This is a genomic window from Methanotorris formicicus Mc-S-70, assembly GCF_000243455.1.
GTDB lineage: Archaea > AGJL01 > Methanococci > Methanococcales > Methanococcaceae > Methanotorris > Methanotorris formicicus.
The window spans coordinates 1-5,426 of record NZ_AGJL01000071.1; the positions used below are offsets into that span (position 1 = coordinate 1).

The 5,426-nt window shown below is 31.3% G+C and carries 6 protein-coding genes; 1 reads left to right on the forward strand and 5 read right to left on the reverse strand.

The genetic code is table 11. The features are described 5' to 3' along the window. Window positions 1-226: 226 nt before the first annotated feature. Window positions 227-370, forward strand: coding sequence for a hypothetical protein (locus tag METFODRAFT_RS11605; RefSeq protein ID WP_245528987.1), 144 nt, complete (start codon window positions 227-229; stop codon window positions 368-370). Window positions 371-545: 175 nt separating this feature from the next. Here the strand turns inward: METFODRAFT_RS11605 and hacA are convergent, their stop codons facing one another. From hacA to cfbB, 5 genes are all read right to left on the reverse strand, one after another. Then, window positions 546-1,802 (reverse strand): homoaconitase large subunit, encoded by a 1,257-nt coding sequence (gene hacA / locus METFODRAFT_RS08910; protein WP_007045275.1) that lies wholly within the window; start codon window positions 1,800-1,802, stop codon window positions 546-548. 79 nt (window positions 1,803-1,881) lie between these two features. Next, window positions 1,882-2,853: a diadenylate cyclase gene (locus METFODRAFT_RS08915; protein ID WP_007045276.1), complete on the reverse strand. Its 972-nt coding sequence runs from the start codon at window positions 2,851-2,853 to the stop codon at window positions 1,882-1,884. Window positions 2,854-2,880: 27 nt separating this feature from the next. After that, the gene (locus tag METFODRAFT_RS08920) at window positions 2,881-3,699 is read right to left on the reverse strand and encodes a hypothetical protein (protein WP_007045277.1); all 819 of its coding nucleotides are present in this window, start codon (window positions 3,697-3,699) and stop codon (window positions 2,881-2,883) included. Next, window positions 3,680-3,901: a hypothetical protein gene (locus tag METFODRAFT_RS11610; RefSeq protein WP_052322770.1), complete on the reverse strand. Its 222-nt coding sequence runs from the start codon at window positions 3,899-3,901 to the stop codon at window positions 3,680-3,682. Before METFODRAFT_RS11610 ends, METFODRAFT_RS08920 begins: the two co-directional genes overlap by 20 nt. 10 nt (window positions 3,902-3,911) lie before the next feature. Further along, window positions 3,912-5,243, reverse strand: a complete 1,332-nt coding sequence (cfbB, locus tag METFODRAFT_RS08925; RefSeq protein ID WP_007045279.1) for a Ni-sirohydrochlorin a,c-diamide synthase — start codon at window positions 5,241-5,243, stop codon at window positions 3,912-3,914. Window positions 5,244-5,426 lie beyond the last annotated feature (183 nt).

The window sequence follows — 5,426 nt, forward strand, 5'->3', positions numbered from 1 at the left end:
AGATAATTATAAAACTGTTTTGTTAAGAACTTTCTCAAACTGCTCTATAATTGGAGATAAGGGGTTTATATAGATGAAGGTTTTCAAAATATGTTAGGATGGGGAAACGTTTATTTCGAATCTATAAAAAGAATAACATGATTAAATCGTTTATAGAAAAGATAAAGTATAAAATACTAAATAAATTGAGAAAACTATCGAAACAAACTTTTCAAAGTTGGTTGAAATGTTCCCAAAGCGTATAAGAGCCATAAGTAAAAGAGGATTTAGCGTTAAATTATTGCTCTTTACAATCGCCTATAATATTAAGACGTTGTATGATGTTAATTTAGGTAAGTTTGTTAATAATGGTTATTACTTCAATTGCTAAAACTTAATAGTATCTAACTATTTCCACATTGTAATTATATATCTAAATGTGTGATGGGAATTAGGGTTAATTATAAAAAATTATTCTATTGAGACAAATATTTATTTATTTTTTTTTGAAGATTTGGATATTTAAATTAATAAAAAAATAAAAAATAACAATGATATAAAAATAATTATTCATTTGTAATATATCCCTTAACAGCACTCTTTGCTGCAATGGTCGGGGAAGATAAATAGATTTCAGCATTTTTATTGCCCATCCTACCTTTAAAGTTTCTATTTGTTGTTGATAAACAAACCTCTCCATCTGCTAAAACACCTTGATGAGCCCCTAAGCAAGGTCCACAACCAGGAGTGCAAATCATAGCCCCTGCCTCAATAAATATCTCAATTAATCCTTCTTTTAAAGCATCTAAGAATACCTTTTTTGATGCGGGGATGATGATTAATTTTACATCCTTATGGACTTTTTTGCCTTTTAAAACTCTTGCTACTTCCCTCAAATCACTCAACCTTCCATTGGTGCATGAACCAATAAATACTTGGTCAATTGGTGTTCCCACAACCTCCGAAACATCCTTAACGTTATCTGGATGATGAGGGCAGGCAATTTGTTCCTCCATATCGGTGATATCAATCTCTATAAATTTGTGATAATTTTCCTCGTTTTCATTTACTCTTATTGCATTTTTCTTTAAGTTTAATATTTCCTCCCCACTAACTCCTACTTTTCTCAAATACTCATAAGTTTTCTCATCAGCCTCAATCAACCCAACCTTTCCTCCCATCTCAATTGCCATATTACTTAAAACCATCCTTCCTTCCATATCCATTCTTCTTACCACTTCTCCACCATACTCCAATGCCATATATGTTGCTCCTCTTCTACCAACTTCTTTGCAAATTCTTAAAATAACATCTTTTGGGGTAATTCTCTCATTTTCCCCAACAACATTAACCCTTATGGTCTTTGGCACTTTTATCCATGTTTTTCCTGTTGCATAAATAAAGCCCATGTCTGTTGCTCCAAAACCAGTTGCAAATGCTCCAAATGCTCCATGTGTGCACGTGTGGCTATCTCCACCAGCAATAATCATGTTTGGTTTTACGTGCCCTTTCTCAACTAAAACTTGGTGGCAGATTCCTTCTCCTTCTGGATAGAAGTATTTTATACCTTGTTCTTTTACAAATTCTCTCGCTATTTTTTGCATGTTTGCTGCTTTTGCAGTATTTGCTGGCACGTTGTGGTCAAAAATGATAACTATCTTCTCATTATCCCAAACCTTATCAGTCATTTCCTTAAATGCCTTTGCTGATAATGGTGTTGTTCCATCATGTGTCATGACCAAATCAATATCAACCTCAACGGTTTCTCCTTCACAAACTTCTCTGCCTAATTTTTTTGAGAGTATCTTCTCAGCAAGTGTCATCATCACCCTCCAAAAATAATTTTATTAAATAATATGACAAATACTAATGAAAATAGTAATTAGTATAACAATAAAAATTTTACTTTAAATAAGATATAGATTTTGAGCGGGGATCTATTTCAAATACAATTTCTCCATCTTTAAAAACCCTAACAATACCTCCACTTTCAGAGACAGTTATTGCAATGGCATTTGTATTTTTTGATATAGCGGCCGCTGCTCTATGTCTTGCTCCAAGCCCTAATGGAAGTTTTATGTTATCTGCTTTGCTCTCTAAATACCTCCCTGCTGCTATAACCCTTCCATCTTCAGTTATTATAAATGCTCCATCAATAGGGGATAACTCTTTTACAGTTCCCTTAACCTTTTCATCAAAGATATTTGCATTATGTCCAGCAAAGGGGTTTAATATTAACTGTTGGGACTGGTTCATAACATTCAACGTATCTCCAATAACAAATATTGTTCCAATTGATCTTCCTTCCCTACCTTCTTTTCCTATTTCCAAGGCAATGTTTAAAACTTGCTCAATAGTTTTTCTCTCGATATCATCCACAGATTTTAAAAGTTCATACAATTTTAAGGATGTGGTGTGTCTATTAACTTCAACAACTGTTATTGTATCTACCCCACCGGGAGTTTTTGGAATTCCAACAATTGCAACAACAATATCTTTACTATTTAATAAATTCTTTTCAAGTGATGTAATAATCCCATGTTTGACTAATGATTGTCTATCGTCATCCCTATACTTTAAAAATACTGGAACAATATTTTCTTCATTTAATAGCCAATTGTATGTATCTCTATTTGGAGTAGTAACGATAATTTTTAATTTTTTATTTTTTATTTTATCAATGTTTGGAAAATGTTTTAATGAAATAAATTTAAATGAAGCGTTTTTTCCACAGTTTTTATTGTTTATACTATCCAGTATTTTTTTTAGGATTTTGTATGTTTTTCCAGTTTCTGTAAATATCATCAATACATCCGCATCTATATCATAAGCCAGTTCAATGCCATGTTTTATAATGTATTCAACTCTGTCCATACAATCTCCCTTTATCATTATCTAAATCTAAGGATATTTTATATATTCGCAGTTTCCATCATAAATTCTCTTATGTTCAAATTTCTTTAATTCTTCATGCATTATTTTTTTGTTTTTATTAATTTCATCTACCAATGTATAAATCTTCTCAATGTCATTTTTAAATTTTTCTTTTGCTTTATTTAATAATTCATTTAAGAGATTTTCAACCTCTGCTTTTTTATTTTCATCAATGGTTTTACTTACAAATATTGCTTTTGGAGAATATTTCCAATAACCACATTTATCGATATAACAAAACTCTATTTTTTGGTAATTTTTATAATATATACCATTTTTGTGTATCTTTATTTTTGCTTCACATAATAAGCAACTTAAAATAAAATCTACAATTTCTTCTTCAAAAGCATGAAAATTATAATTTTTCTCTATTTGCTTGCAAATCTCACGGTCATTCAATATTAAAATTTCATGCTTTTTTAAGTTCTCCTTTAAAAAATCCTTTATTTTCCTTTTAGTTTCATTAATACGATTAGATAACTTTTCACAATATTTTTTAAAATACTTAAATGACTCTTTTAATTCCTTAGATGCATGATTCTCTAAAAAATCTTTAAAAAGTATTTTTTCAGTTCTTTCAATATCAAAATCTTCCACTTTATAATATTCCCCAAAATAATTATCTCCCTTTTGAGGCAATACGGGATAATACTTTTTTGCATTTGATATATTATTCAACTCTCTAATCCAAGGTATTACAACCTTTTCTCTCAACTCTTGAGTATGTTCTTTTCTTAATGCTAAATCTCTATCTTTCCTAATTTCTCTAACCTTGTAATGCAACATATACCATCATTGAAGCAGTAGCAAAGCCGACTCCTGCGTTTATTAGAATACTTCCGATACTGCTATCAAAACTTGCATTTACTAAAATATCTTTAATGTGGTCTTTTCCCAACCCAAAAGATAAACAAAGCCCTATAAAAATTAATAAAAATGATGCTATTCCAAAAAACCATGATAATTTCTCCCAAAATTCTCTTTTCATACTAACCACATTATTCATCAACACTATTTACCATTGTTGAAGCAAAGTAAGGATTTGCAACACAATGCTGATGAGCATAACCACCCAAAACATTACCTTTTTTAATCCCATCCATACTGTTTATTATGCCCCTCCCCCTATTTATCTTATATGCAAAGATTTTTTCTCTGATATTTATTAATTTTGAGTAGTGGAACTCATGTGCCCTAAACTTTAAACCCTTCTTTCCAATAACACAATCCTCAATAAATTCCCCTTCAATATAACTCAATCCTTGGACGTTTTTTGTCATAACAGAGTCGCAATCCAAAAGACCAAGCATCTTTATTCCATTTATTGAGTTGGTTAGATACATCAATCCTCCGCATTCTCCATAGATCTTTCCATCAAAATTCCTTATTGCTTCAAGCATCTCTTTGTTATTACTCAATTTTTCAGCAAACTCTTCTGGATAACCTCCTCCTATGTATATAATATCGCAATTAGGGATTTCTTTATCATTTAAAGGGCTGAAAAACTCAATCTTTGCCCCATTCTCTTCCAATGCATCAAAATTATCCCAATAGTAGAAATTAAAGACTTCATCATACGCCACTCCAATCTTGCACTTATTTTTATCTATTTCCCAAAGTTCTCCATCATTTACCTCAAAATCATCAACATCACTAATCTCGATAATTTTATCCAAATCCAAATACTTCTCAACAATCTCTGCCCAAAGATTTATTTTTTCCTCCAATGATTTTTTATTTTCTGGTGTTGGGATTAGACCGAGGTGCCTTTGGGGGACATTTAATGCCTCATCCCTTGGGATTGCTCCAATGATTTCAATGTCAGGAATGTAATGTTTTACCGCCTCTTTTAGTTTTTTTATATGCTTTTCTCCCCTAACCATGTTGAATATAACACCTTTTATATTAACTTGGCTATCAAATGCTTTAAATCCCTTTATAATTGCCGCAGCACTTCTTGTTAAACTCCTTGCGTTCATCAGTAATATAACTGGGGCGTTTAATGCTTTTGCCACTGATGCGGTACTACCAATATCATTGTATGGTGAAATGCCTTCATATAATCCTCTAACTCCTTCAATAACACTTATATCCTTATATTTTGAGTGTTTTTTGAATAAAATCCTTATCTGCTCTTCATTCATGAAAAAAGAATCCAAATTTCTTGATTTGTTATTTGTTGCTATTGTGTGGTAAGTTGGGTCTATATAATCAGGACCTACTTTGTAAGGTTGGACGTTGTATTTTTTAGACAATGCCTTCATTATTCCTGTTGATATTGTGGTTTTTCCCACCATGCTTGATGTTCCAGCGATAACTACCCTCTTCATCCTCTCACAACTAAAGATTTTCTTGTTGTTATTTTTTAGGTTTCATATACTTAAATTTTTACAGTATTTCGAACATTATTGTGGTATCCCGAAATTATTTCGCACATGATAATTATAGATATTCGAATGATAACACTCGTAAAAATATGAGAGGGGTGAAACTAAACCAGAAGAAAATTCGAA

What these genes read in the sequence shown, in the direction of transcription:
- METFODRAFT_RS11610 (WP_052322770.1), bottom strand. Translation starts at nt 3,901, where the DNA reads ATGAAAAGAGAATTTTGGGAGAAATTATCATGGTTTTTTGGAATAGCA.
- cfbB (WP_007045279.1), bottom strand. Translation starts at nt 5,243, where the DNA reads ATGAAGAGGGTAGTTATCGCTGGAACATCAAGCATGGTGGGAAAAACC.
- METFODRAFT_RS08920 (WP_007045277.1), bottom strand. Translation starts at nt 3,699, where the DNA reads ATGTTGCATTACAAGGTTAGAGAAATTAGGAAAGATAGAGATTTAGCA.
- METFODRAFT_RS08915 (WP_007045276.1), bottom strand. Translation starts at nt 2,853, where the DNA reads ATGGACAGAGTTGAATACATTATAAAACATGGCATTGAACTGGCTTAT.
- hacA (WP_007045275.1), bottom strand. Translation starts at nt 1,802, where the DNA reads ATGACACTTGCTGAGAAGATACTCTCAAAAAAATTAGGCAGAGAAGTT.
- METFODRAFT_RS11605 (WP_245528987.1), top strand. Translation starts at nt 227, where the DNA reads ATGTTCCCAAAGCGTATAAGAGCCATAAGTAAAAGAGGATTTAGCGTT.